Raw genomic sequence first — 25,631 nt, 5'->3', positions numbered from 1 at the left:
CTCACCCCGCACCGTCGGCGGTCTGCCGCCGGTGGAATGCCTGTCCCGCGCAGAGGACGGTGAGCGGCCGCACGCCCTGCTGCGGCGGGCGGCCCCCGGGCGGCGGATGGCCAGTGGCGCGGTATGCGACGGCGGCACCGGCGGACGGCCCTGGGCCCTCAACTCCCGGGTCCCGCGCGGCTACCGGTGCACCGCCCCGGACCGGCACGTCGCCGCCCTGCCCGCCGGTCGCCCGTGCCCAGGGCGGCTGTCCGGCAGCGCGCGACCGTCCAGGCCGGCGCAGGGATCACGGCGACGCCCGGCCCTCGCTCCGGCTTCCTGTGCGGCGCGTGACCTACCAGGCCGGGCTGCCCGACCGGATCGGGGCGACCGCGCGGTCGCCGAAGCCGGTCCACGGGCGCCAGCCGCCGCCGGGGCGATCCTGGACCCGGGTGCGGATGAGGCCCTCCGTGGTGACGGCCAGGACATGGATGCGTCCCGTGGCATCGGCCGCCGCCGTCGGCGGGGCGGCGAGCCGGACGCCGGGCTCGCCGAAGTCGTCCCCGGAGGCCCAGCTGCCGCCTGGGGCCGTCTGCCAGCGGTGGGCCAGCCGGGCGCCGCCGGGGGACAGGACGAACGCCTCCAGCCGGCCGTCGGCGCCGGGGGCGAGCACCGGGGCCGTGGCCGTCCAGCCGAACAGCGGCTGCCAGTCGTCCCAGCCGCCGCTCGGCACAGTCTGACGCCGCTGGAACGCCGCCACCCCGGACGGGGCCATGGCCGTGACCGTGAGCCGGCCGCTGCCGTCCCGTGCCACCCGGGGCGCGCAGCCGGCCGCCGTGCCGAAGCGCTGCCACGGTGACCACGCCCCGCCCGGCGTCTCCTGCCACCGGTGGAGGATCTCCGCGCCGCCGGGCGCGAGGGCGAAGACCTCCAGCCGTCCGTCGGCGTTGGCGGCCACGACGGGCGGGGCGCCCACCGGCCCGCCGAAGCCGGCGTCCCACGCCTCCCACGTCAACGAACCGGGCGCCGACTGCCGCCGGCGGGCGATGCCGGTGCCGCCCGGGCTGAGCGCGAACACCTCCAGCCGTCCGTCGGCGTCGCGCGCGACGGCCGGCGCGGCACCCGCGGGACCGCCGAACCCGTCCCACTCGTACCAGCCGCCGTCGGGCCGCTGCACCCGGTGGTGCAGGCCGGCGCCGCCCGGGTCGAGGGAGAACACCACCAGCGTGCCGTCGGCGTTGCGGCCGAGCGTGGGAACCGCCCCGGCGGGCCCGCCGAACGACTCCCACGCCGACCACGTGCCCTGCTCACCCGACCGCGCGTCGAGCAGGACCCGCCGCATCGGCGAGCGGTCGCCCGCCGACAGCGCGAACACCGTCAGCCGGCCCTCGACGTCCGGACCGGCCACGGGATTGTCCGGGCTCTGCCAGGGCGGTGGCGTGTCCCGCCGGAGCAGAGGGGCCACGTACAGCCCCTGCTGGAACCAGCCGGCGGCGCTGGCGTACCACTGCTGCCCGTCGGTGACCACCTCCACCGCGTGGCCGGGTACGTGACCGGCGTAACCGTCGATGCCGAAGCGGAACGGGTCGCGGGAGGCGAACACGTCCGTGCCGTCGTAGCCGTTGCGTGGCCCGACGAACAGGTGGTACCAGCCGTCGCGCTCGACGACGAAGGGCGACTCGGTGATGGACAGCGTCGCCGTCGTGGTCGCGTCGGTGAAGGCGACGGCCTGCGGGCCCCAGTGCACGAGGTCGAGGGACCGCCGGCATGCCACGACGTGCCGGCCCTCCTGACCGGGGGCCCGGAGCCCCCAAAGACCTCGGTGTAGTACATCACCCACTCGTCGCCGATGCGCAGCACCATGGGGTCCCGCGCCACCAGGCCCCGGAACAGCGGGCCCGTGGGCAGGCGCCTCCAGGTGAACAGGTCGGTGGAGGTGGCCAGATCGATCGCGGCACCGTCCCGCCCGCCGGCGGCGTAGAACATCCAGTACGTGCCGTCCGCCTCGACGACGTACGGCGCCCACAGGTGTTCCTCGCCGAAGTACGACGGGTCGACGGTCAGCGCGTCGGCGTGTGTGGTCCACGGCCCGGACAGGTCCGGTGCGGAGGCGTGGGCGAAGGACACCTCCGCGCCGCTGTCCGGTGACTGGCCGTCAGCCGCGCTCGCCCCGACGATGCTGAACAGGTGCCACCGGCCCGCCGTCTTGATCAGGGTGTGGTCGTTGAGATAGCGCCTGCGCCCGGGGGTGGACGGATCGTAGACGTGAGTGAAGGGCCCCGCGCCGATCCACGGGTGCGGCGGTGCGGGCGCGGCCGTCCCGGCCGCGGCGGGGGCGGCGCCGGAACCCAGGAGGGCGAGCGCGCCCGCCGCGGCGGAGCCCCGGAACAACTGCCGTCTGGTGATCGGACGGGTGATCGGGCGCATGGGTCCTCCGCTCCTCCGCTCTCCGCGGTGTCAGGTGATGACCGGGCCGGACGTGGCGTTCACCCAGGACCAGTCGGACCAGGTGCTGAAGCCGGTCTGCCACTTGTGGCGGACCCCGGCGCCGCTGGTGCTGAACACTTCGAGACGGCCGTCGGCATTGGTGGCGGCGGTGATCTCGCTCCCGCCGATGCCGAAAGCGGTCCAGTCGCCGTACGGGGCGTTGACGCCCGTCTGCCACATGTGCAGGGAAACGTCGTTGGTGGCGGCGAACACCTCGACGCGCCCGTCGGCCGTGCGGTCGCTGGTGAGCTGCGCGTTGGCGGGTCCGCGCGTGGGCTCCCACCCGGACCAGCTGCCCGGGTCCGTCTGGTACCGGTGGAAGACGCCCTCCGGGCCGGAGGCGAACACCTCCAGGCGGCCGTCGGCGTTGTGGTCGACGGTCAGGTCGTGGCCGCCACCACCGAACTCGCCCCACGCCGACCACCCGCCGTTGACCGCGGTCTGGTACTGGTGCTGGAAGACCTTGTCGTTGAGCGCGAAGACCTCCAGCCGGCCGTCGGGCGACTTCTCCATCGCCAGCAGGCCGGCGGCCGGGCCGCCGCCCGTCGGCTCCCACTGCGACCAGCCGCCGTTCGGCGCGTTCTGGTACCGGTGGAACACCCCCTCCGGGCCGGAGGCGAACACCTCGATGCGGCCGTCGCCGTTGACCCCGGCGGCGGCGTCGCGCCCGCCCGTGCCGAAGTCCTCCCAGCCGGACCAGCCGCCGGACGGCGACATCTGGTAACGGTGCCGGAACGTCTTCCCGTTGACCGCGAACACCTCCAGCCGGCCGTCGGCGTTCGGCGCGATCGCGAGCTCCGCGCCGCCCGGGCCGCCCAGCTGCTCCCAGGGCGACCAGCCGCCGTTGGCCTGGAGCTGCCAGGCGTGGTGCACCCCGTCGGCCGCGGCCGCGAACACCTCCAGGCGTCCGTCCGCCGACCGGGCCGAGACCACCCGTCCCGACTCCGCCGGATGCACCAGCGGCGCCGGCCCGGGGCGGGCCCCGGGGTGCACGGCAGGGTCACCCCACGCTCGGCGAGGTAGGGCTCGGGGTCGATGCCGTGGTTCATGGACGTGTCCCGCCGCACCCGCAGGTGCAGGTGCGGGCCGCTGGCCTCGCCCTCGGCCCCCATCAGCGCGATGCGCTGGCCGGCCGTCACGCGCTCGCCGACGGCGACGTCCCGCTGGTACATGTGCCCGTACTCGGTCACGGTCCCGTCGGGGTGCAGGATCCGGATCCACTGTCCGTAGCCCTGGGCGGGGCCGGACGCGATGACCTCGCCGTCACCGACGGCGAAGATGGGCGTGCCGTAGTTGTTGGCGATGTCGACCCCGTCGTGGTCCCGGGCGCCGCCGTAGTGGTCGGATACGAAGCCCGCGGTGGGGCACGCGGCGGCGAAGCCCGCGACCTGGGCCCGGGCGGACGCCGGGGACGGCAGCGCGAGCGCCGGCAGTACGGCGGCTGCCGCCGCGACGACGACGCTCAGCGCGCGTCGGGAAAGGCGGTGCAACACGTGGCGTTCCTCCTCCGTGGGGACCCTCCCGGGCGCGGGGCCGGGGGAGACCGCCGCGCCCGGGAGCCGTGATGTCCTGCCGTGCCTGCGGGGCTTACGCCTTGCGCAGCCGGTCGATGATGCCGTTGAGGTCGTCGTTGAACAGGTCCGGCCGGACGAAGTGGCCGCCGGGCACCTCGTGCCACTCGTGCGGGATGCCGGCCCTGCCGAGGAAGCCGCGGAACTCGCGCTGCGTCTCCAGCACGGCGGTCTCGTTGAACCGGTCCCAGAAGGTCGGTTCGGGGCTGGTGCCGGAGACCAGGAAGATCCGCTTGTTGCGGTAGCTCTCGACGCGCTCGACCGGGTTGTCGGCGGAGACCCTGGCCTGGTCCCAGAACGGCGCGCCGTAGACCGTGCCACCGCCCAGCTCCTTCGCCGCGGACGACAGGTTGGCCCAGTGGACGACGCCACCGGCGATCCCGGCGGCGTTGCCGCGCAGGCTGGCCGGGCCGGAGTGGGAGCTCACCGAGGCGAAGTGGCCCCAGTACTTGGCGGCGTACTTCAGGGCGCCGAAGCCGCCCATCGAGAACCCGGAGACCGCGCGGCCGTCGTACTCGGCGTACGTCCGGAAGTGGGCGTCGATCCACGGGATCAACTGGTTGATGTGGAAGGTCTCCCAGTTGCGGGGACCCACGTTGGTGCTGACCGGGTTGGAATACCAGCCCGCGGGCCCGCCGTCGGGCATCACCACGATGAGCGGCTTGCCGGCGGTCCAGGGGCGGATGCCCTTGACGTCGAAGGAGATGAAGTCCTCCAGACCGCCGTGGAGCAGGTAGAGGACGGGGTAGGTGCGACCGCTGGTGTGGTAGTCGTCCGGAAGCAGGACGTTGACGGCGGGCTGCCAGGCGATCTCCTTGGTCGCGAACCGGTAGTACCACATGCGCGGGTCGGACTCGTTGCGGTCCACGACGGTCAGGCCGTCGTCGGCCGCGTGGGCCGACGAGGCCGACGTGAGAACGCCTCCGGCGCCCAGGGCCAGCGCCGCGGAGGCTCCGCCGACGGCCTTGAGGATGCCCCGGCGGGTGGGGTGCTGCTGCTCGTTCAACGCGACTCCCTGGTCGGTGAATGGGTGGAGGAGGAGCTAGTTGTCGGTGATCCAGGTGCCCCTGGAGGGGTTCCAGTGGATGGTCGCCTTCTGGAACTTCTGGGCCTTGCCGCCCGCCTCGTCCGTCTCGTCCGTCAGGGGGTAACCCACCGCGGCTTCGTGGCCGGCGTTCTGGAAGGCCTTGAGGATCTCGCCGTGGACGGTGTGGGCGCCGGTCGCCGGCGACCAGAGGAACAGCCCGCGTTCGAAGAACTGGTAACGGCCGCGCGTCCCGTCGGGCGCCCGCCCCGCGTCGGCCTCGTCCATCGTGGGGAAGCCCCAGCGCTGCTCGGAGTCCGTCGCCCAGTACTTGGCGAGGATGTCGCCGTAGACCGCGAAGGCCGCGTCCGGGTGCCAGATGACGATCCCGTTGCGGAACAGCTGGAAGCGGCCGCCCAGCCGGGCGTCCTCCTCGGCGCGCAGCGGTTCGCCGAGCGGGCCGCCGGGACCGCCGAGGCTCTGGTACTTCGCGCCGATCGAGCCGTACGGCTGGAACGCCTCGTCCCGCATCGCCCGGGCGACGCCCTCGGCCTCGTCGTAGCGGGCCGGGTAGGCGGACCGCTGCACGGCCTGGGCGAGCTGCCCGGCGGTGCTGCCCTCCATGCGCGGTTCCATCTGCTGGGCGACCTCGAAGAACTTGTTGGCCGCGTAGTCGACGTTGAGGACCTGCTCGGGCGTGCCCCAGCCCTGCGACGGCCGCTGCTGGAAGACGCCGAGCGAGTCGCGGTCGCCGCAGTTCAGGTTGTTCATACGGGACTCGACCCAGCCGGTCTCGAAGCCGGCGAGCATCACCTTGTCGGAGACGTTGCGGCGCTGCCCCACCTCGTAGACCTTGCGGGTCACCGCGATGTCGCGTTCGGCGGGGATGTCGCAGAAGGCCTCGGCGGGCGCGGCGTGCCCCAGCGGGCCCGGGATGGTGGCGGTGTTATGCGCCGAGGGCGGCTGCCCGTGGCCCGCAGCGTGCCCGGCGGCCAGGGCGCCGGGGGCCGGGAGGAAGGAGGTGACGGCAAGGGCCCCGCCGATCAGGAGCGTGCGTATCCGGCGCATGCTGTCTTCCGTTCCGTGTGGGTGAGGTGACCGACGGCCCGGAAGGTAGTAGCGGGGTTACGGGGGCGGTATCCGGAACGATCCGGAGTGACGGCCGGGCCCCGCGTGCCTCACGGTGGGGGAGTGGGGCGGGGGCACACGGGGACGGAGGGCCGGTCCTTGGTACGGACGGCGGGCAGCCAGGCGGTGCCCGGCCCGGACGAGCCGGCCGGGAGCCGGACGCGGAACCACTGGGACGAGCGCAGGCCCGTCTCGTCGACGATGGGCAGCCCCTGCGGCAACCGGCAGTCGACGGCGAGGACGTCACCGTGCCACACCCGCGTCGGCACCACGTTGTCCGGCGTGTAGGGGCGGAGAGGGTCGATGGCCAGGCCGAGGCTGCAGTTGGGGTCCGGCTTGCCGGCGCGGTCCCGGCAGGTCCGATCGGCGTTGAACACCCGTACGCGGCCGGCGGCTACACCGGACGACGGGCCGGCCGCGGCCGCGGTGGACGCCCCGTCGCGGCCCGGCCGTGGGGGAGCGGTGTCACGGGCGGCGTACCACCAGCCCGCCGCGAGCGCACCGCACACGGTGACGGTGAGACCGGTACGGAGGGCACGGGTGCGGCGGGGGCGACGGGGTTTCCCGGCGGCCGGTGTGTCGGACGCGTCCGCCGTGGCCACGTGGGAGGCGATGCGGTCCAGCAGACTCTCGGCGGTGTGCTCGGCCCGTGCGGCATGGGCCGGAGCCAGGCAGTCGGTGACCAGCTGGCGCCAGAACGGCGGTACGGCCGGGTCCAGGCGCAGGGGCGCCCGCCCGTCCGCGTACTCCTGTGCTGCGGCAGCGCGCGAGACGGGCGTGGCTCCGGGGAACGGAGAGGCTCCGGAGGCGAACACCTGGTGGATCACGATGCCGAGCGCCCAGATGTCGGCGCTCGGCCGGACCCGCACGCCCTGTTCGCTGAGCGACGCGTTCCACCGCTCGGGCGGGAGGTAGTCGAAGGTGCCCATGGGAGGGGCGTAGCCGTGTGTACCGTGGGTGCCGGTCAGTTCGGTGACGAGCCCGAAGTCGGAGAGCTTGACGGAACCGTCCGCCATGAGCAGGACGTTGTCCGGCTTGAGGTCGCCGTGCACCCAGCCGCTGCGGTGCAGGTGGGCCAGGCCCTCGCAGATGCCCTCGACCAGCCGGGCGCCCTCGGCCCCGGTCACCGCGGTGTCGAGCCGTTCCCGCAGGCTGCACGCGGCCCGCTCCATGACGAGGACGATCGCGCCGTCGAGGAACGGCTGGTCCGGATCGCTGACCTCGACGGAGTCGAGCAGGCGGATCAGCCGCGGGTGCCGGGCCCGGCGGCCGAATTCCACCTCCCGACGGGCGACTTCGGCGACCTTGCGGGCCTGGCTGGGCGCGAGCCCGCCGGTCGGCAGGATCTTGAGCGCGACCGTACGGGGGACTTCCGGGCCGCCCGTTCCCGGAGTGGCCGGGCGGCCCGCGTAGACCGTTCCCCAGCCGCCCGCGGCGATCGGGCCGGTGACCTCCCAGCCGCCGATGCGGTGGCCCGGCGGCAGCGGCCGGGTCCCGTCACTCCCCGGTCCGCCGGACGACCCCTGCACCGTTCCCTCCTCCGGTCCGCCCCGGCCCCGCGTCCCGGGGACCGTTCCCCGCCCGGGGCGGCAGCAGCGCCAGGTGTTCCTCCCGTACGAGCCCGAACCGCAGGGCGAGCCCGACGAGCGCCTCGCGCTTGCCGTTGCGGCGGGCGTCGCGCCGCGCGTCGGCCCCGGCGGGAGTGCTGATCCGGATCTTCTCCTCCGCCAGGTAGTCGATGTGCGAGCTGACGGCCCGGGCCGTCAGCCGGGGACAGGCCGGGTGGCCGGCGAGCCGTTCGACGATCTGCGGGGTCGTCGGGACGGCGACCGGTGACACGTCGCGCAGCCGCGGTTCGCACAGGGCGACCAGGACCAGGAAGTAGGTGGCCGTCTCGTCCAGCGAGTACGCGGTGACCGTACGGCTCCCCCAGGGGCCGCCCATGCCGCCGGGGTCGAGGTAGACGTGGTCGGGCGCATAAACCTGGAAGGACACGGTCGCGCTGCCGCGGGTGGGCAGCACGACGCGGGAGAACTCGAAGGGGATGGGAGCGCCGGCGCGTCGTGGCGGCACCCGCAGGTACTCGCCCGCCCCTTCGGGGTTCTCCACCAGGTAGCTGTGGGTCGTGCTGTGGTTGCTGAGCTGCCAGTGGTCGTCGGTCACCCGGATCTCGCCGGCCAGCCGGGAGATCGCGGCGTCGACGAGCCGCAGTTCGACGGGGACCGTGGGGGACCCGCGCCCGAACCGCGCCACTTCGCCCGGGGCGAGCCGCAACGTCACGGCGTCACCACACGGCTCACCATCACCGCCGGCATCGCTGCTCCCCGGCAGGTGAACGACAATCCCGCGCACTGTCCTCTCCTCCCCCGCCGTCGGTCACCGGCCCGCCGGCGGACGTCACGCATGCCGAACGTTACACATCGGGGGAGGGGCGAGGAGGGGCAGCAGCTGGTGTCGTACAGATCATGGGTCCGTCCCGGCAGTGCGCGGGAGAACCACAGTGGTATGCCGTCCAGGCGGCGACGACCTGGACGTTCATGCCGCGCTGCTTGTGTTTCCGCGAGTAGCAGGCGTCGTCCGCGGCGATCCGGTCGGTCGGGATCAGCGTCCCGTCAACGATGACGCGATCCCCCTCACCCGGACCCGACAGCGCTTCGCGAAAGACCGGATGCCCAGACCGCGGGGATGCCGGGCGTCTCGTCGACGTACCTCCAAGCCGTGGACTGCGACACCCCGAATCCGGCACCCACCTGCGCGAACGTCTCGTTCTTCCGCGGATGCGCCGGCACTGGAAGAGCCTGCTTGAAGCAACCCGGCCTCCGCCACGCCGACTTCGGCTCGGATCTCTGGGCATGTCTCTGGGCATGGAACGGCCGCGAAACGTGCTCAACGAGCTGATGCGCGACAGTGAGCATGGCTCGATCCATGGCTGTCCGGGTGGTCTTCCCCGAGCAAAAGTCCTCTCCGGCACGCCACGACTGTAGGGACCCCTTCAACGTCCGTCGGCGTGCAACTGGGCTGGCAGACGATGGAGTCGACGTTCACATCCCCCGTGACCAGGCCCTTCGCGTCGGCTTGAGCCCGGAGTCGGCTCGCTGATCCGCTCGACCGTGCCGAATGGGCGGTCGGAAGGCCCGAAGCCCCCGTGGTCTTCCGAGGGGGAGAGCGCCGGCCTTTCCGCGCACCGTGCGGAGTTGCCTGGAGGCCGGTTCTTCTCGGGGCGCCGTGAATTGGTAACGCGCTGGCCGGCGTTGTCCAAGTCCACAGGTCGTGGTCGGTCAGGTCGGGCGGGAGATGACCATGACGTATTCGCAGGGAGCGTTCGTCCGGTTGGCGAAGCCGTGGCCCGCGTCGGCTTGGAGGAACAGGGAGTCGCCGGCGTCGAGGGTTTCGTTGATCCCGCCGATCGCGACGGTGAGGGTGCCTTCGAGCACGAGGAGTTGTTTCTCCGTGCCCGGGGGATAGGCGGGCAGCAGTCCGGTGGAGACCTGTGCGTCCCACCATGGGATTGATCTACGACGCGCTCGACGAAGCGGGAATCGACCGCGCGCAGATCACCGATGTGGCCATCACCCACCGGCACGAAGACCACGTGAGCGGCCTGATCGCGCCGGACGGTTCGGAGGCGTTCGCCGCCCTCGAGCGCGTGTGGATCGGCACGGGCGACACCTCGGTGTTCACGGGGCGGCTCGAGCCGGTCCGTGAGCGGGTGGTACCCGTGTCGGAGAAGGTCGCGATCAACGACTGGACCACCGCGCTCCCGGCACCGGGCCATACGCCCGGTCACACCGTCTACGAGGTCAGGAGCGGTGCCGGCCGTCTTCTCGTCTGGGGCGACACCGTGCACGTTCCCACGCTCCAGTTCGATCGGCCGAACGTGGCCTGGGAGTTCGACGGCGATCAGTCTCAGGCCCGCACCGCGCGAGTGGCGCTCCTCGAACAGCTGGCCCAGCCGCAGCACTTCGTAGCCGGCGCTCACCTGGACTCACCCGGCGTCGCCCGCGTGACCCCCTCCGGCGACGGCTACGCGCTGGAATACCTCGCACCACCGATCGGCTGACCGAGCCTGCCGGCTCCGGGCCGCGCCCGTGATGACGACGCAAGGAAGGGCGAAAGTCGTCCGGCCCGGCTGGTCGCCCAGGACCTCGATCACCTGACGGCCGTCCCCGCACCAGCGGCATGCGTGACGGCCTCCGGTCCGTCCCGGTTGAGGATGCCGCGCCCCTGCCAGGTCACACCCGTGCCGGCACGTTCCCCTTCCCTGTCTCCGCCTGTGAGATGGGGATGCACCTGGCGTGACCGGCCTGTTCCTGCGCGAACCGGGCCGGGTGGCCGTGCCTTGCCCCCGTGGAGGCCGGGGCAGCTTTCGGTGATGGCGGGTAAGGGGTGGCGGGCCGGCTGCCGGGGGTGGGATTTGTGCTGGGCCGGGGGCGGTGTGCGACAGTGGGTGGGCCCTGCGGTGCGCTCTCCGGCGCGTCCGGTGCGCGGTCTACCGCCGGGGCCCCTGACATCTTCCATTCCCGAACAATGGTTTCGGTCTTGCCCTGCGCGGGCCCGAACCGTCCGTCCGTCCGCTCTCCCGCCCTCCGCAGAGGGATTTTTTCCCCGGAAAGCCGATGCAGGTCACGACTTTTTCTCCCCGGACCGCAAGTCTGTTTACCCAGGATCTGGAACTGCAGCCCGGCTCGGCCCTGCTGCGCTTCGGCGCCGCGCGGCCGCGCCCGGCCGGCCGGTTCGATTGGTCCGGTGATGGTGCGGTGGCTTGGCTTGATGAACCGCGCGGTCATGTGTGGAGTGTCGGTGAGCCGGCCGCCGCGGCCGGCCTCATGCTCCGCGCGGCGCACCAACTCCCGGGAAAAATCAGGGGATTCACGGGGCCGCGGGGTGTCGATGCGCTGCTCGGCCGTCACCTCGCAGTGACTGATCCGGTTGCTTGGGCGTTCCGCTGGACGCTTGATGAGCCACCACTGCATCCCGGGGAGGAACAGGTGAGAGAGCTGGGTGAGGCAGACCACAGCGAGCTACGTGCTTTCCTCGGCAAGCACAGCCCGGCTCACTCCACCGGGCCCGGTTCCTCTGATGTCAGCCGCTGGGCCGCGATCCGTGGCCCAAGCGGGCGCTTGGTGGCGTGCGGCGCCTTGAGTACCTTGCGGGACAGCGGTGCACCGCTGTTGGCGTCCGTCGCTACCGACGCGGCCTTGCGCGGGCAGGGACTCGGCGCGGCACTCACCTCGTGGCTGACTCGCCATGCTGTCCGCCGCCAAGGTTTGTGCACCCTGTGGCAGTTGGCCGACAACACCCCCGCCGACCGGCTCTACACCCGCCTTGGCTACCGCGACGAAGACCCCTGTGTGGCGGCGCGCATCAGCACCTGCTGACCCGGCCGCGCTCGATGACCCGCCTTGGTGCCTGACGTGCGGGCACGGCCGTTCGACCGTCGGCATCCACTCGCGGGCGCTGTCGGTGGAACATCGGCACCGTCGGGAGGTCCACGTCCCGCCGGCCTGGACGGGCGCGGGCGCGTTCCTCGCAGAAACGTCCGGCTGGTTTGACCTCGACCGCACCGAGGGCAGGAGCACGCCTTGTACGTTGCGGCGGAGAAGGACACCCCTGGGCCCGCATCTGACCGGTGGTGGGACGTGGCGCTGTGTGACGGATGCCGAGGGTGGCCGGAACACCGGTGATCAACGATGGTGCGGCGACAGTAGGCTGACGGCGTGTCATATGCGGGTCGGGGACAGCCGGCCTTCGGGGGATCTACGTCGAGAGAACAGGGCGTTCAGGATGAAGAGATTCAAGGCGGTCGTCGTCGCCGTCGTCGCCGCGGCAGGAATGTCCGTCACCGTGACACCGGCGCAGGCGGCGGATGTCTGCTCCACCGGGGGCGGCGGCAGGTACATATGCGATTACGGGGTGACGCAGCATGCGCTCCCGAAGGGGGAGAAGGAACAGTTCGTGATCGGCGCCGACTACGCGGTGTGGACGCGCTGGACCAAGGACGAGCGGTGGACGGGATGGGTGTCCCTGGGCATGCCGGATCCGGCCGGTTCCGCCCGTGCCACCAGCCGTGTCACCGTGACCGACCAGCCGGGCACATCGCAAACGGCCATCACCCTCCGCAACAGCAACGGCGCCTTGGTGGGCAGGACGCGCTCCGTCCCTGGGGCGAGCTGGACGCCTTGGGACTTCCCCAACTGCTGCTGACCGAGCGTTTCGCCCTCCGAAGCGCTTGCGTTTCCCAGGCGGCAGCCCGCCGTTCTCGGGAGCTGACCGGCGGTGCGGGCGCTCGATTCGGCGGGGGCCGGACCGTCTCCGTGCGGGCCGCCACACGGCGAGGGACCCGCGTTATGCCGTGAGTAAGGTGCACTCTGCAACACAGCCCTGCAACACAGGGTGTGTTGCAGCCCCAACCTGCAAGAACTCTCGTCCAAAGGCGGGGTCAGGGACGTGCGTCGCACACCGTGTTGCAGCTCGCCCAACCTCCGGGAGACCGACACGCCTATGTCGATCTCAGCGGTCCATCCTCTCCGGGGGCGAAGGGATGAGGGCAGGCGGCCCTCTCCTCCCACCGCGTGATCACCGTCTGACAATCGCCCAGAGCACGGTGGCCACCGCTCAGCGACTGCCGGGTGTGGCTGCCCGGCGTGTGCGGTCCGCGAGGAGGGTGGCGATGACGGCGAACGGACCGCCGACCGCCGCGCTCACTGGTGCTGTCCAGTCCATCGACCTCAGGTTTCGTCGTTGTCGTCGTCGTAGTGGACGTTGCCGTCTTCGTCGAGGTAGGGGTGGATCTGGGAGGGTGGGTGGCCATCGGTATCGGAGGGGCGGGGGCCTTCGGGCCCGTCGGGGCCCCAGCGTAGGAGTCGGCGGGCGCGGCAGATCCGGTAGAGGGTGCCGCCGGCCTCGAGCTGGTTGGCGCGTTCGGTCCGCAGTCGGTCGGCAGCCTGCGCATACGCGGCCAGTTGTTCGGCCGCGGGGTCGGTCCCTTGCGTGGCGACCGCACGGGCGTCAACGGTTCTGTCGTCGCAGTCCCAGGGGATCAGGCCCTGTCGGCGGGGCTCGAGCCAGGTCAGGGCGAAGTCCAGCGACTTGCGGGCGTCGTGGGCGGTGGCGTGCGGGCCGCCGCCGGCCTTCCACCCCTGCTCTTCTTGCTCCACGATCCGGAAGACGGGGGGCAGCAGCATCACGTCCGGATGGGTCGCCAGCGCCCGCCGGGAGTCCTCGCATACGTTGTCGGGGAAGTGGCCCCCGGCGTAGCCGAGATCGCGCAGTGCCAGGCGTTCCGCGGCCTGGAGGGGCGTGAGGGGCGCGTCGGGGTCCAGGACCAAGCCGTCATCGATGTGCGCGTCCCGGGCGCCGCGGTCCCAGTTGGGGACGGCAGGCTCGTAGTCGCTCGGCCGGGGCTGCTCAATACCGTCCGGCCCCAGCCCCGTGTACTCCTCGGCCCGCACCACCCGGTAACGGGTCCCCAGCACGGTGAGCTCGTCGACGCGCTCGCTCTCCAGCCGGGCCACCGCCGCCAGCAGGGCCTGCCGCTCCGCCGTGTCCTTCGCTTCGTCCTTCGCCCGGAACCACAACAGCGAGTTGAGACCGTCCCGGGCCAGCTGCGGAAAGCCGTCCTGCACCGCGATCACGACTCGCCACCGTGGCCCCTCGCCGGCGTCCTGTGCGACGACCCCGAACAACGGGCCCCGCACCAGCACCGTGTCCACCTCCAGCGCGGCGTCGAGCGCGTCGGCCTCCACGACCGCCTCCACCGGACCCGCCGGATACCTGACCTTGATCGGCCGCACCCCGTCGGGCTGCATCTTCCCATGACCCATACGCCCATCCTGCCGACCACAGCCTCAGCCCACGTGTGTTTCCCGATTCTCAGGACAGCGATGCGCCCGTGTGGGACGGCGGTGCCTCCTTCTCGCTCCCTCCCCGCGGGGGAAGAGGCACCCTCGCTTCCCGCCGGTGCTCGTCAGGCCGACTGCCGCTGGAGGGCGGCGAGCGGGGAGCGCCGGCCCTTCTTCACAGCGCGCAGCTGCTCCCGGTCGATCTCGGTCGTGGGCGACGGTCAGGCCGGCGACACCGTCCCCGAGCACGGCGACCGTCCGGCCGGCGGCCCCCGGCGTCCGCCGCCGCGCCGGGCGGGCCCGGTCCGGGGTGACGCGGCCGCCGCCCCCGCCGTCCCGCCGAGCGCGGAGGCCGCGGCGGCGGCCGTGACCCCGCCGAGGAATGCCCTCCGGGCGGTGCCTCCGCGCTTCAACCTTGCCTCGCTGCCCGCTTCCGCGCCCTTCACGCCCTGCTCGACCATGAGAACCGCAACCCCCTACCGTCGGTAACACGCCGTGTGGCGCAGGAGCATAAGGGCGCCTCACCCTCTCCCCGTCGCCGGTGGTGCGGCACGCGGTTCGGTCTCGACGGCCGGGATGCCGCCCCGCGCGGCTGCCTCGGCCAGGCAGGGTGGCTGGTGACGGTGGGTCACCAGCCCCTGGCGTGGCCGTCCGGGGCCTTCCGGATGCGGGCGTCACTCGGAGGCGGGTGTTACACGAAGGCGCTGTGCCCGGTGACGGCCTTGCCGACGATGAGGGTGTTCATCTCGCGGGTCCCTTCGAACGAGTACAAGGCTTCGGCGTCGGCGAAGAACTTGGCGATCTCGTATTCGAGGACGATGCCGTTGCCGCCGAAGAGCTCACGGGCCCAGGCGACACACTCGCGCATCCGGGCGGTGGTGAACGCTTTGGCGAGGGCGGCCTGTTCGGCGGTGTCCCGGCCGGTCTCGGTCAGCTGGGCGAGGCGGACGGTCATGCCGAACATGGCGGTCACGTTGCCGAGTATCTTCACCAGCAGGTCCTGGATCAGCTGGAAGGCGCCGATGGGCCGGCCGAACTGCGTGCGGTTGACGGCGTAGGCGCGGGCGAGTTCGTAGGCGCGTACCGCGATCGCCAGCGCCTGCCAGGCCACCCCGCCGCGGGTGCGGGCCAGGATGGCGGCGGTGTCACGGAAGCTGTCGATCCGCTGGAGGCGGTCGGCCTCTGGGACCCGTACCTCCTTGAGGGTGATGTCGGCGTTCTGCACGGTGCGGAGAGCGATTTTGCCCTCGATTTTGGTGGCGGTGAAGCCGGGGGTGTCCTTCGGCACCACGAAGCCCTTGACGTTGCCGTCGGCCGTGTCGCGGGCCCAGACCACCACGAGGTCGGCGAACGTGCCGTTGCCGATCCACCGTTTGGCGCCGTTGAGTACCCAGGTGTCGCCCTCGCGTCGGGCTGTGGTGCGCATGCCGCCCGCGACGTCCGAGCCGCCCTCGGGTTCGGTCAGGGCGAAGGCGCCGATCTTCCTCATCGCCGCCATGTCCGGCAGCCAGCGCTCGCGCTGTTCGTCGTTGCCGCCGCCGTGGATGCTGCCCATCGCCAGTCCGGTGTGGACGCCGCAGAACACCCCGAGTGACGGGTCGACACGGTTGAGCTCCAGGGTGAGGAAACCGGAGAACAGTGCGCCACGGTCGCGGCCGTCGCCGAATTCCGGGTAGGTGTAGCCGGCCGGGTTGATCCTGGTGAACTTCTCGACCGCCTCGAAAGGAAACTCCGCCCGCGCCCATGCGGCGTCGGCCAGCGGCTTGATCTCCTTCTCCAGGTGGTCGCGGATGGCGGCCAGTTCCTCCCGGTCGGCGTCGTCGAGCAGGTCGGCGTACCCGAAGAAGTCCGGGGTGGGATCGGCGGGCTTGGACATGGGTGACTCCTTCTCCTTAGGGTGGGGGCGGTGGGGCGCGGCCTCGCCGGCCCCGCGGGTATCAGGCGGTTTCAGACGAGCGCTTCAGCTCCGTCAGACGAGCGCTACGGCTCCGTCAAACGGGCGCCTCAGCTCTGCTCAGCTCTGCTCGGCCCGGCGCAGCGCCTCGTTCAGCGCGAGTTGCTTGCGGTCGCGCAGCGCGGCGCGCCGCCGGTACGCCTCGGGGCCGCTGCCGTAGGCGGCCTCGGTCTGGGTGACGAGCGTGGCGACGGCGTCGGGGTCCAGCTCCGGGTGGCCGAGCCGACGCCAGCCCTCGGCCAGGCCCGGGCCCAGGTGCCGCATCATGTGCCGGACGCCGCCGGGGCCGCCTCCGAGGTGGAAGCTTTCGAACGGGCCGACGGTGGCGTACCGGCCGCCCAGCGAGGTCTTCATCACCGTGTCGAGCTCCGCGGCGTCGAGGACACCGCTCAGGACGAGGTGGAACGCCTCCTGGAGCACGGCGCTCTGCAGCCGGTTGGCCGCGAACCCGGGCAGCTCCCCGCGCAGCCGTACCGGCGTCCTGCCCAGCGACCGGTAGAGGGCGAGGGCCTCCGTCACGGTCGTCTCCGTGGTGCGTTCGCCCGGGACGATCTCCACCAGCGGGACGATGTGCGGTGGGTTGAAGGGATGGGCGACGAGCAGCCGCGCGGCGACGGCGTCCGGCAGCCGCTCGGCGATGCGGGTGGCGACGATGCCGGAGCTGGAGGTGGCCAGCAGCGCGTCGGCCGGGGCGTGGCGGGCGGCGTCGGCGAACAGCCGCCGCTTGAACTCCACGTCTTCCGGCCCGTTCTCCTGCACCAGCCGCGCGCCGGCCACGGCCTCGGCCAGGTCGTGCGTGGTGCGGATGCGGCCGCGCAGGCCGGCCGCGTCGCTGCCGGGGAGCCCGGCGGCGAGCATCGGCAGTGCCTCGTCCACGGCCCGGTCCAGGTCGTGGCGTGGGTCGGTGATGGTCACCTCCCAGCGGTATGCGGCGAGCAGCGCGGCCCAGGCGAGGCCGATGGTGCCGGCGCCGACGACGGCGGCGGTCCCGGGCGGGCGGGTGGTGGTCATGAGGGGGTCTCCTCGGTGAGCTGGTCGTGGACGGGGACGGCGGGGGCCAGGGTGGGGTTGGTGACGGCGTGGCTGGCGGAGGCGATCCCGGACGCGGGCGGGTCCGCCGGCGGCGCCAGGACGTGCGGGAACAACTGGAGCCGCGTGGGCCCGGTGTGGGCCTCCCTGACCGTCAGGTCGGCGATCCGGGCATGGACGAGCTCGCACACACGGGCGTGTCGTCGTGGCAGGGGACGGCCTTGAGCAGGTACGTGGGCACGGCGATCCGCTCGCGGACGGCTGCCGGGTGGAGCGGGCGGTGCGTGTAGACCATCGTGGCGGTGGCCACCGGTACGCTGCCGTGGTTCAGCGTGCCGATCAGCGCGGCCTGTCCGGCGTACAGCGCGGGCCTGTCCATCGCCTCGGGGTAGGCGCCCACCTCGCGGCCGGCGGCCGTGGCCGCGAACCTGTCCGGGTCCATGGCGTGCGGGTACTCGCCCCGCTTGGCCCCGAAGCGCACCGCGATCGCCTGCCCCGCCTCGGCGTAGGGCCCGTAGGAGGTGACGTGGCCCGTCTTCATCCCCTCGAACCGCACCCGCGGTTCGTCGGCGTCGACGCGCAGCGGCTCGGGCACCATCGCCCGCGGCGCGTCGGGGTCGGTGCGGTAGGCGACGCTCGGGTACTCGCGGTCGGTGAAGTGGACGGTGGCGGGAGCGTACGCGGGTGCGGTGAGGGGCGTGTCGAGGGTTCGCAGGACCGGTGCGCGGTTCACCGTCCGCTCCACCGCGGCGCGCGCTTTTCACTGAAGGCGCGCACGCCTTCGGCGAAGTCGGCCGAGCGCAGCAGCGCGCCGATCTCGGCGGCCTGCGCGGCGAACGCCTCCTGCTCCGGGATCCCGTCCGCCCGCCGGACGGTCCGCTTCACCGCGGCCAGGGCCAGGGGCGCGTTGGCGGCGATCTCCTCGGCGAGCTCCAGGGCGGCGGACAGCGCCCGGCCGTCGGGGGTGAGGCGGTTGACGACGCCGAGTTCGCGGGCGCGGGCGGCGGTCACCGTACGGCCGGTGAGGAGGAGTTCCATGGCCAGGTGGTGGGGGACGCGCTTGGGGAGCCGGACGGCCCCGCCACCTCCCGGGATCAGCCCGCGCCCGACCTCGGGGAGCGCGAAGGAGGCCCCTTCGGCGGCGATCACCAGGTCGCAGGCGAGGGCGAGTTCGAAGCCGCCGCCCAGCGCGTGGCCCTCGACGGCCGCGACCAGGGGCTTGGACGTGGCCGCCTCGACGAGCCCGGCGAAGCCCTTGCCGGGCACGGTCACCTCTTCGCCGCGGGCGGCGGCCTTGAGGTCCATGCCCGCGCAGAAGGTGCCGCCCGCGCCGGTGAGGACGCCCACCCGCAGCCCGGGTTCGGACTCCAGGCGGTCCACGGCGGCGGCGATGCCCCGCGCGACCTCGGCGTCCACGGCGTTGCGGGCCCGCGGCCGGTCGATGGTGACGACGAGGGTGCGGCCGACGGCGCGGGTACGGACGGGCTCCGGTGCCGCGGTACGCGTGCTCTCGCTCACCGTCCGGCCTCCCCTTGGGCGAGTTCGTCGAGCACCTCGTCGGTGTGCTGGCCGGGCAGCGGGGCGTGCCGGCGCACCGAGGCCGGGGTGGCCGAGAACGTCAGCGGTATGCCGATCACCCGGTAGGCGCCCTCGGTGGGGTGCTCGGCGACGTCGAGCAGGTGGCCTTCCCGCACGTACGGGTCGTCGGCGGCCTCGTCGAGGCGCAGCACGGGGCCGAAGGGGACGTTGTGCCGGGCGCAGACTGCCGCCCACTGCCCGGTGGTCAGCTGGGGCGTCACCGATTCCAGCAGCTCGGCCAGGGCCTCGCCGTCCCGCGTGGAGTCGATGAACTCCCCGTTGACGCGCGGGTCCTCGGCGAGGTCGGGGCGGCCCGCGGCGACGAACAGGTCCCGGAAGTTCTCCGGGCTGTACGGCATGACCATCGCCAGGCCGTCCTTGGTCGGACGTGCCCGGTGCCCCTTGTTCATGGACAGCGGGAAACCGGTCGGGCCCGCCGGCGGCTCGAAGATCCGGCCCTGCAAGTGCTCGACCAGGTTGAACGCCAGCAGCGTGTCCACCATGGGCACTTCGACACGCTGCCCGCGGCCGGTCGCGCGCTGGTGCACGAGGGCGGCGAGCGCCGCGTAGACGATCGTCAGCGCCGCGACCTTGTCGCCGAAGATGCTCGGCAGCACCACCGGCGCCCCCACGTCGCCCGCGCGCTGGGCGAGGTCGACGAGACCGGAGGCGGCCTGCACCGTCTCGTCGTACGCGGCCAGCCGGGCCCGGTCGGAGTCGGAACGGAAGCCCTGTGCGTGGACGTGGATGAGGCGGGGGTTGACCGCGGCGAGGCTGTCGTGGTCCATGCCCAGGCGGCGTAGGGCGCCGACACGCATGTTGGTGATCAGGATGTCGGCGGTGCCGATCAGGTCCAGTGCCCTGGCGCGTTCGTCCTCGTCCTTGAGGTCGAGCCGCACGCTGCGCTTGTTGCGGTTCACATTCAGGTTCAGCGGGGTCATGCCGGGCGTGCGGTGCAGGGTGCCGATCCGCACGGTGTCGTTCGGCGACTCGATCTTGACGACGTCGGCGCCGAGGTCGCCGAGGATCTGGGCCGCGTAAGGGCCCATGACCACTGTGGACAGGTCGATAACGCGCACTCCGGCGAGCGGGCCGCCCGGCGCGTCGGTGTTTTCAGCGGATTCCATCACCACTCCAGCACGGAAGACAGGAAGACGGGACAGGAAAAGGGATCGGAGAGCTTCACGGGTTTCCCCGGTGACAGGGAAAACGCTAGATCCGCGGGACGGGGGAACCCAAGTGATCGGTGATACCGATGCGCGAAAAACGGCGTGACCAGGATGGTCACGCCGTATTCCGGGACGAGTGCGAGGGCGGTGGCGGAGTGGCGGAGCGGAGGGGTGATGGGGGCGGGGGCGGGCTGATCAGTACAGACCGCGCGGAGGGCGGGAGTCGGAGCCAGGAGGAGGGGGGTCAGGAGAGTCGGCGGGAGTAGGTCTCGACGCGCCGGCGGAAGCGTCCTCGCATGGGTCGAGGGGCGCGGCGAACACCGCTTCCGCCGTGCTGATAAGAGCGTGCAGGTCGCCGTCCGGCCGGGCGCGGTCGCGGCGCCAGACCAGACCGGTCGCCAGGGCGGGCGAGAAATCGCGGAACGGCAGGACGATGCTCGTGTCCTTTCCCTCCCCACGGCTGCCCGCACTGAGCAGCGTGATACCGAAGACCGAACCGTTCGCCACGATTTCGCGCACGCTCGCGTAATCCCCGATATCGAGAGTGATCTCCCGGTGGATTCCCGCGGCTTTCAACCGCACCTTGAGCTGGTCGAAATAGGTGGGGAGAGTGCCGGGCGCGGACGTCACGTACGTATGGTCGGTGAGTTCGTTCAACGACACCGAGCTCCGCCCGCCGAACTCGGCGCCGGGCAGCAGCGCGCCCAACGGCTCGTGCAGCAGTTCCAGCACCTCGATGCCTTCCGCGTGCACAGGCAGGTGCACCAGTGCCATGGCCAGGTCGCCACGCTGTACGGCGGCCACGAGGTTCGCGCTGTTGCCGGGCCAGCGCTTGACGTCGTACCCGTCGGCGCAGCGCGTCTCCAGCCGCGCCAGGCGCTCCCGCAGTTGTGGGTGCAGGACCGGCACCACGCCGACGTACGCCGCCCGCCGCTCCGCCCCCAGGGCCTGGCGAAGCCGCCAGGGAAGGTCGTCGAACCGGCCCAGGACGTCCTTCGCCGCCGGCAACAGTGCCGCACCGGCGGGGGTCAGCGCGACGTGATGCGAATCCCGGTCGAAGAGTTGCCGGCCGAGCTCCCGTTCCAGGTCCCGTATTCGCCGGCTCAACGGCGAGGTGGCCATGTGCAGTTGCCGCGCGGCGCGGGAGAAGCTGAGGTTCTCGGCGACCGCCACGAAGTAGCGCAGGTGAAAGATCTCCACCGCCGGACCCTATCGAGGGCGGGCGGGGGACCACCGAGCCGGACGGCACCGAGGTGACCACGGTGTACGAGCGCGGGCTCGTCCGGCTCGTCGCCCACGAGATCGACCATCTCGAGGGCCTGCTCTACACCACTCGCATGCGGCCCGGCGTCGAGCCGATCCCGGCAGAGGAGTACCGGCAGACCGGCCGCGCGTGGGCATACGCCAATACCCCTGGTCCCAGGCGTGATCGTGGGCATGGCAGTGACGAGGAGGGAATCCTCCGGTGGAAGGCCGGGCCGCCCGAGCCGCCACCATCGCGGCCTCGGGTCTCCGAGTGCCCGGTACATCGTGGCGGACCTGGCCTGCGTCCGCTCCGGCGCGGTGTCCGTCCCCCGGCCGCCGGGTGCTTCGGCGGCGCATCCGGCCCCCGTCGTCGAGCAGAGCGGGCCGCGCCTGCTCGTGCTGGACGTCGACCAGCTGGACGTCGCGCTCGCACTCGCGGTGAACGCCCCCTGGCTGGGCCGGATCGTCGTCATCGGCCACCGGCCCGAGGCCACCGCCCACCAGGAGAAGCTGGAGTCCGCGCGCGCCCGGCTCGCGGTGGGGGCCGGGGAGCGGCCCTGGACACGCTGGCGTCGGTCGTCGAGCGGGGAAGGGCGCTGCCGCCGCTGCCGCGGGTGCCCGACGCCTCGGCGACCGGCGCGCTGATCTACACTTCGGGAAGTACCTGCGCCCCCCAAGGGGCCATGTACACCGAGCGTGTGGCCCGCCAGGTGTGGGTCGACTTCGTACCGGGCCAGCCGGTGCGGCCGGCCATCGTGCTCATCTACCTGCCGCTGAGCCACATGATGGTAAGGGGCGTGCTGTCGGGACGCTCACCAAGGGGGACTCGCCTGTTTCGCGGCGTCCGGCGACCTGTCGACGCGCGATCTGTCGACGCTCTTCGAGGACGTCTCCCTTGGTCCGGCCCACCGAGTTCGTCATGGTTCCCCGGATCTGCGACATGCTCTTCCGGCACTACCGGGCGTAGCTGTCCCGCCGGACCGGGACGGCCGGCGACACGGCCGAGCAGGCGCGGGAGCAGATGCGCCAGGAACTGCGGGAGAAGGTCATGGCCGCCGCCTGCTGTGGGCCGTCAGCGCCTCGCCTCCGCCGAGCGCGGAAACGACGGCGTTCATCGAAGACCGCCGGCCACCCTGGTTCCCGGCTCGCCGTCCAGGACGACGGCAACGTCGTGATCTACGACGGCAGCCAGGCCATCTGGAACACCCGCACCGCCCAACTTCCCCGGTCCTGGCACTGGTGGACGCCGAGGAACACGCCGCCGGGCCCAACTCCCCGGCCCGCACCGCGCGTTGGTCGTCGGCGCGGGGTGCAGGGAGCCGCGCCATGCGCTGGGCACGCTCGCGCTGCGCTTCCCGCGTCGAGCGCGTCCCTGACGTCTCCTACGACGGCGCCCCGCGTCGGCCGCATCAGCTCGCCCTGGCGCGGGCCCGTAGCGGTCGTCGTCCTGCCGGGCCCCACCGGACCAGCCGGGTGGCTCCGAGGGGACCAGGGACGAGCCGGCCAGCCGGCGGCCGGTGCGCGGGGGACGCCTCAGACCGTTGGACCGTCGAGCGCTCAAGCGACCTGCAGCTTCTCACACACCACCCCCGTTTTCCTTCACGTCCCGCTCGCGGCCCAAGGACGAGCGACAAGCCAGCTCGTCGTTGGCGTACTCCTGACGCTCCTTGGCGGTCCACTGGGAAGCCCCGGAATCCCAGTTCTCGGCGAGCTGGACTACGCGGTCCATGTCCAGGGCGCTGGCGTCGTGGGCCGCGGCGCCGTCGTAGTGCGAGACCCAGCTGCCGCCTCTGACGCTCTGCTGGGCTGTGCTGGTGCCGGCGAACGCCTGCCCGGTGGCGGCGCTGGTGGTGGCCTGCATCACCGTCGCCCGGCGGCGCTGACCCGTTCGCGCCTTTTGGTCAGGCGTAGTAGGCGTCGATCGGCGCCCGGGCCTCCTCGAACAGGTCCGGGCCGTCCTGCGCGACCACCGGCCAGTCTCCGGCGGCCGGGTGCAGCTCCACCAGCTGCTCGGTCGCCAGCGCGTACACCACCCGGCCGAGACCGGAGCGGACCAGGGCGCCGGCGCACATGCTGCACGGCTGGCAGCTGGTGTACATGGTGGTGCGGGCGGCCGTCGTCGGGTCGAGCTCGCGGGCGGCCCAGCGGGCGAGCTTCAGCTCGGGGTGGGCGGTGATGTCGTTGTCGCGGCGCACCGTGTTGTGGTCCTCGGCCAGCACGGTGCCGTCGGGCCCGGCGAGCAGCGAGCCGAACGGCGCGTCGCCGAGGGTGACGGCGCGGGCGGCCAGGCCGATGGCGCGGCGCAGCAGGGCCTGGTCGGCGGTGGTGATCACGGTCGGGTCCTCCAGTGGGCGGCGACGGCGGCGAGGTCCCGCCAGGCCGGCTGCGGCCGGCGGGTCTCCTCGGGGTCGCCGTGGAAGGGGTCGAAGACGACGGAGTCCGCGCCGAGCGCCCGCAGTTGCTCGAGGTCGGCGAGGACCTGTTCCAGCGTGCCGACCCCGGCGGGCCGGTCGGGGGCGGTGACCGGCGCATCGGTCAGCCGCAGCGCGATCCGGGGCGCGAAACCGGGCAGCCGGTGTTCCGCCAGCACGCCGCTCATCGCGCCGAGCGTCAGCCGCAGCGGGTGCCAGGCGTCGCCGAACTCGGCGGTGCGCCGCAGTGCTGCCGCGCTGCTGCCGCCGATCCAGACCGGGATCCGCCCGTACCCGGTGGGCAGCGCCTCGCGCAGCACGCCCAGGCACTCGTCGGTGAGCCGCCCGCGCGCGCCGAACGGCACGCCGAGCGCGTCGTACTCCCGCCGGGCCCAGCCGACGCCCACCCCGAGGACGAACCGGCCGCCGCTCAGCTGCTGCAGGTTGGCGGCCATCCGGGCCACCGCCAGCGGGTGCCGGTATGGCAGCACCAGGACGGTGGTGCCCAGCCGCACCCGGGTGGTCAGGCCGGCCAGCCAAGAGAGGGTGGTGAAGGGTTCGTAGAACGGCTCAGGGTAGCGCTCGGCCACATCCGGCGTGATCACCAGGTGGTCGGAGACCATCAGCAGGTCGAATCCGAGCCCCTCGGTGATCCTCGCCCAGTCGCGCAGCACGCCCGGATCGGTGCCGGGTCCGAAGTTCGGTACGTTCACGCCCAGTTGCATGATTCGAGGCTATCCCGGTGATCACGGCCAGAGGAATATGATCTTCCCGGCATGAGCCTCGTTCCGCCGTGGATCTGCCGGTAGTCTCGCGTCGTGACCGTGAATACCGCGACCCTCGACGATACCGACTGGGCCATCATCGCCCAGTTGCAGCAGGAGGCCCGGATCTCGCTGAGCGAGCTGGGCCGGCGGGTGAGCCTCAGCGCCTCGGCCACCACCGAGCGGGTGCGCGCGCTGGAGTCGCTGGGCGTGATCACCGGCTATTACGCGTCGGTGGACCTGGCGAAGGTCGGCTACCCACTTCTGGCACTGGTGCGGCTGAAGTACCCCGGAAACCGCCACCAGCCGCTGCACCGGCTGCTCGCCGAGCGGCGCGAGATCCTGGAGTGCCTACGCACCACCGGCGACGACTGCTACACCCTCAAGGTGGCGGCGACGTCGATGGAGCACCTGGAGGTGCTGATGGACGAGCTGGCCGGCCTGGGCAGCACCACCACCAGCGTGGTGTACCGGCAGACGCTCCCGTTCCGGGGTCCGCAGCGGCCATGACCCGCCGTCAGGCACCGGATGACCTCCGCATGCTGCGGGCGGCGTACGGGGTCGAACCGGTCAGGCGGTCCGTCAGTTCGCCGTAGCGGCGGACGATCGCGACGAGACAATCGACACCGCCACCAGTGAGAGCGCCCGACCTCCGCAGGATCTTCGTGACCGAAGCCGTCATGAACGGTCTGCCACCGCGCATCGCGCAAGTGCTCTGCGGGCATCGGAGACTTGATGCGACGATGGGCTACAAGACGATCTGCCCGGCCGAGACCATCAAGGCCCACCGCGCCTTCATCGACCGTCACCGGGCCAGTCGGCCCAGCGAAGAGTCTCGGACGCCGACCGAGGAGGAATGGGACGCTTTCCTCGCGCACTTCGAGAAGCGCAAGGTCTCCATCGGCAACGAGCGCACCGACCAGTACGGCGGCGCAGTGACCAACCGCATCCGTTTCGCCGTCGAGGTCGCCTCGGCGGTGGCCGACGAGATCGGCGCCGCCCGTACGGGCCTGCGGGTCTCGCCGGGCAACTCGTACAACGACCGCACCGAGCACGACACGCACCAGGTATACCCGGCTCTGCTCGCCGCCCTGGCCGCATTGAACCTGGCCTACCTGCACATGATCCACGCCGGAGACGAAGACCTCGTCGTGGGGCTGCGCCGTGAATGGCCTGCGGTCCTGCTCCTCAACCGCGCCCGCGCTCCCCTGAGGGCCGGATCGCCGACCTCGATGTCGGGCCGGCCGACGTCGTCACCGTCGCGGCGGCCGCTCTGGCCAACCCGGACCTGCCGGCCCGCCTCCAGGCGCACGCGCCGCTGAACGCGGCCGACCCGGCCACGGTCTACGGCGGCGACCACACCGCATACACCGGCTATCCCACCCTCGACGCGGCACAGAAGTGACATGGCACCGGCGCGCGCCGGTGGAGGCGCCACCTGTGGGTGGAGG

Annotated in this window: 21 protein-coding genes and 3 pseudogenes; 6 read left to right on the top strand and 18 right to left on the bottom strand. The window is 72.4% G+C overall.

What is annotated here, in order from left to right:
* Window positions 1–334: 334 nt before the first annotated feature.
* From ACQEVS_RS00195 to ACQEVS_RS00160, 8 genes and pseudogenes are all read right to left on the bottom strand, one after another.
* On the bottom strand, window positions 335–1,753 hold the full coding sequence (locus ACQEVS_RS00195; protein ID WP_433013331.1) for a family 43 glycosylhydrolase: 1,419 nt from the start codon (window positions 1,751–1,753) through the stop codon (window positions 335–337).
* A gap of 683 nt (window positions 1,754–2,436) precedes the next feature.
* Window positions 2,437–3,959: pseudogene (locus ACQEVS_RS00190) on the bottom strand (peptidoglycan DD-metalloendopeptidase family protein).
* A 94-nt stretch (window positions 3,960–4,053) separates the two neighbouring features.
* Window positions 4,054–5,043, bottom strand: a complete 990-nt coding sequence (locus ACQEVS_RS00185; protein WP_433013328.1) for an alpha/beta hydrolase — start codon at window positions 5,041–5,043, stop codon at window positions 4,054–4,056.
* Between the two features lie 36 nt (window positions 5,044–5,079).
* Window positions 5,080–6,129, bottom strand: coding sequence for an LGFP repeat-containing protein (locus ACQEVS_RS00180; RefSeq protein WP_433013322.1), 1,050 nt, complete (start codon window positions 6,127–6,129; stop codon window positions 5,080–5,082).
* A 110-nt stretch (window positions 6,130–6,239) separates the two neighbouring features.
* Window positions 6,240–7,718, bottom strand: coding sequence for a serine/threonine-protein kinase (locus ACQEVS_RS00175; protein ID WP_433013319.1), 1,479 nt, complete (start codon window positions 7,716–7,718; stop codon window positions 6,240–6,242).
* Window positions 7,687–8,541: a serine/threonine protein kinase gene (locus tag ACQEVS_RS00170; protein WP_433013316.1), complete on the bottom strand. Its 855-nt coding sequence runs from the start codon at window positions 8,539–8,541 to the stop codon at window positions 7,687–7,689. The genes ACQEVS_RS00175 and ACQEVS_RS00170 overlap by 32 nt, the downstream gene beginning before the upstream one ends.
* A gap of 59 nt (window positions 8,542–8,600) precedes the next feature.
* Window positions 8,601–9,116, bottom strand: a pseudogene (locus ACQEVS_RS00165) (transposase family protein); the annotation flags it as partial.
* A gap of 351 nt (window positions 9,117–9,467) precedes the next feature.
* Window positions 9,468–9,623, bottom strand: coding sequence for a cupin domain-containing protein (locus tag ACQEVS_RS00160; protein ID WP_433013313.1), 156 nt, complete (start codon window positions 9,621–9,623; stop codon window positions 9,468–9,470).
* 68 nt (window positions 9,624–9,691) lie between these two features.
* Between ACQEVS_RS00160 and ACQEVS_RS00155 the strand changes: the two genes are divergently transcribed.
* The 3 genes from ACQEVS_RS00155 to ACQEVS_RS00145 all read left to right on the top strand — a co-directional run bounded on the left by ACQEVS_RS00155 (window position 9,692) and on the right by ACQEVS_RS00145 (window position 12,393).
* On the top strand, window positions 9,692–10,249 hold the full coding sequence (locus ACQEVS_RS00155; RefSeq protein WP_433013310.1) for an MBL fold metallo-hydrolase: 558 nt from the start codon (window positions 9,692–9,694) through the stop codon (window positions 10,247–10,249).
* Between the two features lie 556 nt (window positions 10,250–10,805).
* Window positions 10,806–11,567, top strand: coding sequence for a GNAT family N-acetyltransferase (locus tag ACQEVS_RS00150; protein ID WP_433013307.1), 762 nt, complete (start codon window positions 10,806–10,808; stop codon window positions 11,565–11,567).
* A gap of 406 nt (window positions 11,568–11,973) precedes the next feature.
* Complete coding sequence (locus ACQEVS_RS00145; protein ID WP_433013304.1) at window positions 11,974–12,393, top strand: hypothetical protein; 420 nt, start codon at window positions 11,974–11,976, stop codon at window positions 12,391–12,393.
* Between the two features lie 524 nt (window positions 12,394–12,917).
* Here ACQEVS_RS00145 and ACQEVS_RS00140 read toward each other — a convergent pair.
* The 7 genes and pseudogenes from ACQEVS_RS00140 to ACQEVS_RS00110 all read right to left on the bottom strand — a co-directional run bounded on the left by ACQEVS_RS00140 (window position 12,918) and on the right by ACQEVS_RS00110 (window position 20,960).
* Window positions 12,918–14,012: a DUF5954 family protein gene (locus tag ACQEVS_RS00140; protein ID WP_433013301.1), complete on the bottom strand. Its 1,095-nt coding sequence runs from the start codon at window positions 14,010–14,012 to the stop codon at window positions 12,918–12,920.
* Window positions 14,013–14,721: 709 nt separating this feature from the next.
* Window positions 14,722–15,906: an acyl-CoA dehydrogenase family protein gene (locus ACQEVS_RS00135; protein ID WP_433013298.1), complete on the bottom strand. Its 1,185-nt coding sequence runs from the start codon at window positions 15,904–15,906 to the stop codon at window positions 14,722–14,724.
* A gap of 138 nt (window positions 15,907–16,044) precedes the next feature.
* Complete coding sequence (locus ACQEVS_RS00130; protein WP_433013296.1) at window positions 16,045–16,995, bottom strand: 3-hydroxyacyl-CoA dehydrogenase NAD-binding domain-containing protein; 951 nt, start codon at window positions 16,993–16,995, stop codon at window positions 16,045–16,047.
* Window positions 16,992–17,746: pseudogene (locus ACQEVS_RS00125) on the bottom strand (acetoacetate decarboxylase). Before ACQEVS_RS00125 ends, ACQEVS_RS00130 begins: the two are co-directional and overlap by 4 nt.
* Window positions 17,743–18,531 (bottom strand): crotonase/enoyl-CoA hydratase family protein, encoded by a 789-nt coding sequence (locus tag ACQEVS_RS00120; protein ID WP_433013293.1) that lies wholly within the window; start codon window positions 18,529–18,531, stop codon window positions 17,743–17,745. The pseudogene ACQEVS_RS00125 and the gene ACQEVS_RS00120 overlap by 4 nt, the downstream one beginning before the upstream one ends.
* Window positions 18,528–19,718 carry a CaiB/BaiF CoA transferase family protein gene (locus ACQEVS_RS00115; RefSeq protein WP_433013290.1) on the bottom strand — a complete coding sequence of 397 codons (1,191 nt, stop codon included), beginning with the start codon at window positions 19,716–19,718 and terminating at the stop codon, window positions 18,528–18,530. The genes ACQEVS_RS00120 and ACQEVS_RS00115 overlap by 4 nt, the downstream gene beginning before the upstream one ends.
* Window positions 19,719–19,955: 237 nt before the next feature.
* Complete coding sequence (locus tag ACQEVS_RS00110) at window positions 19,956–20,960, bottom strand: LysR family transcriptional regulator (RefSeq protein WP_433013287.1); 1,005 nt, start codon at window positions 20,958–20,960, stop codon at window positions 19,956–19,958.
* A 330-nt stretch (window positions 20,961–21,290) separates the two neighbouring features.
* On the opposite strand from ACQEVS_RS00110, the gene ACQEVS_RS00105 reads away from it, so the two are divergent.
* Window positions 21,291–21,650, top strand: coding sequence for a hypothetical protein (locus ACQEVS_RS00105; RefSeq protein WP_433013284.1), 360 nt, complete (start codon window positions 21,291–21,293; stop codon window positions 21,648–21,650).
* Between the two features lie 931 nt (window positions 21,651–22,581).
* Here the strand turns inward: ACQEVS_RS00105 and ACQEVS_RS00100 are convergent.
* From ACQEVS_RS00100 to ACQEVS_RS00090, 3 genes are read right to left on the bottom strand one after another with little or no spacing between them, the layout of a single operon-like run.
* Window positions 22,582–22,866: a hypothetical protein gene (locus ACQEVS_RS00100; RefSeq protein ID WP_433013281.1), complete on the bottom strand. Its 285-nt coding sequence runs from the start codon at window positions 22,864–22,866 to the stop codon at window positions 22,582–22,584.
* 40 nt (window positions 22,867–22,906) lie between these two features.
* On the bottom strand, window positions 22,907–23,338 hold the full coding sequence (locus tag ACQEVS_RS00095; RefSeq protein WP_433013278.1) for a nucleoside deaminase: 432 nt from the start codon (window positions 23,336–23,338) through the stop codon (window positions 22,907–22,909).
* On the bottom strand, window positions 23,335–24,141 hold the full coding sequence (locus ACQEVS_RS00090; RefSeq protein ID WP_433013275.1) for an LLM class flavin-dependent oxidoreductase: 807 nt from the start codon (window positions 24,139–24,141) through the stop codon (window positions 23,335–23,337). The genes ACQEVS_RS00095 and ACQEVS_RS00090 overlap by 4 nt, the downstream gene beginning before the upstream one ends.
* Before the next feature lie 93 nt (window positions 24,142–24,234).
* On the opposite strand from ACQEVS_RS00090, the gene ACQEVS_RS00085 reads away from it, so the two are divergent.
* Together ACQEVS_RS00085 and ACQEVS_RS00080 are read left to right on the top strand one after the other, a co-directional pair.
* On the top strand, window positions 24,235–24,690 hold the full coding sequence (locus ACQEVS_RS00085; protein WP_433013272.1) for an Lrp/AsnC family transcriptional regulator: 456 nt from the start codon (window positions 24,235–24,237) through the stop codon (window positions 24,688–24,690).
* Between the two features lie 155 nt (window positions 24,691–24,845).
* Window positions 24,846–25,502, top strand: a complete 657-nt coding sequence (locus ACQEVS_RS00080; protein WP_433013269.1) for a hypothetical protein — start codon at window positions 24,846–24,848, stop codon at window positions 25,500–25,502.
* Window positions 25,503–25,631 lie beyond the last annotated feature (129 nt).

It is taken from the genome of Streptomyces sp. CA-181903 (assembly GCF_050937075.1).
Lineage (GTDB): Bacteria > Actinomycetota > Actinomycetes > Streptomycetales > Streptomycetaceae > Streptomyces.
The sequence above is the reverse complement of the archived record's forward strand: the minus strand, read 5'-3'. Positions and strand labels throughout refer to the sequence as shown.